At 47.6% G+C, this 1278-nt stretch carries 1 protein-coding gene and 1 pseudogene; both read right to left on the minus strand.

From position 1 onward, the window contains the following. Positions 1-88: 88 nt before the first annotated feature. Entirely contained in the window at positions 89-766 is a 678-nt protein-coding gene (gene gmtX, locus BCU91_RS07340) for a gamma-mobile-trio protein GmtX (protein WP_102531206.1), read from the minus strand. After that, positions 766-1278, minus strand: a pseudogene (locus BCU91_RS07345) (integrase); the annotation flags it as partial. The pseudogene BCU91_RS07345 and the gene gmtX, both read right to left, overlap by 1 nt.

Raw genomic sequence — 1278 nt, forward strand, 5'->3', positions numbered from 1 at the left:
ATTTGTTTAAACTCATCGTCCGTCTGTGTGGCTTTCCAGACCTCAAATGCCTCAAGGTTTTGTTGCGCTTTCTGCTGCCCACTTGCCATTAGTCATCTACCTCACCCAATAGCTTACGAAGCCCTGTGACAAAGCCTCTAGGGAATACTTCGCTATTGTATTCCATGTCTTTTACCTGACCCGCCTGAGTAGTTTGCCAGTCGTTCTTTTCCATACATTCATCAGAAATGGCATACGCTAAGGCTCTTTTTTCTGATTCGGTGAGTACGCCTGATAGGGATGGCAGCACTTCAACACTTGGCTCTGCGGTGGTGTCAAACTGGCGCACAGGGCGTTTGTCGATGGTAATATTGGCGTGTTGCTTGAGCAAATTAACCTCTTTGCGGTAACGGTTACGCTCCGCAATAATTTGACCAAACAAGGCGCGTACCGCAGGGTCTGGGATGCGCTCTAGCAGTTTATTATCCGCAGGGATGGATTTAGACCGTGAGGTGTTGGATAACGGTTTTTTGGTATTGGTATTGTACTTTGCCGCCCATGCTTCGATGAGTGTTCGGTAGTGCTTGTTACGGGTAGCACGAAAAGCCTCATACGCCAATCCGCCATTTTCCGCAGACACCCGACCAATTTGCGTGATGGAGAAGTCACGCTGACCTGATTCTGCATAGGCTTTCAGGGTTTCGTTGAGCTTATCGAGGTTTTGCTGCGTACGAGGCACTTTGCCTTCTTTTAAGTCAGCCAGAATGACTTCAATATCGAGTTCCATTAGTCCTCCAATAAGTTCGGTAGTGCTATGCCATCAAGATTAATGGCTTTATCAGTCAGTGCCTGAATACCCTGAGAGAATAGCTTGTTATCAGTCAGGTATTCACCCGCTTCGATGTAGCTCGCTACCTTGCGGTAGCCTTCCAGCTTGTCGTCAGGGTCGGCAATTTTCGCCATTTGGCGCAGCATGGCATTGGCGGCGATGAGTTGTTGCTTGTCGTCCATTTCCATGAAAATTGGCTCAAAACCTTTTTTCATCAGTACACGACTGAGCTTGCGTGAGCGCTTTTCTATGGCAGGCGTTTTACGAAGTTCATCCTGTAAATCAGGATAGAACTCCGCATCATCACATATTAGGGAGAGGTGTAACAATTCAGAGTCGGTTTCGATAAATTTCAAGGCATGGCTGACATCTTGCTCCGAGCCAACCGCAATCAGCTTATCTTTGGCGTCATCCTCATTCCTGGCTTCTTCGACGCGAATGATTTTCTGGATCAGCTCAAAACACGCTAC

It is taken from the genome of Shewanella sp. 10N.286.52.B9, assembly GCF_002873635.1.
Taxonomy (GTDB): Bacteria; Pseudomonadota; Gammaproteobacteria; order Enterobacterales; family Shewanellaceae; genus Shewanella.

Bases quoted from the DNA above. Each gene is read 5' to 3' on its own strand.
- gmtX (WP_102531206.1), bottom strand. From the start codon at position 766: ATGGAACTCGATATTGAAGTCATTCTGGCTGACTTAAAAGAAGGCAAA.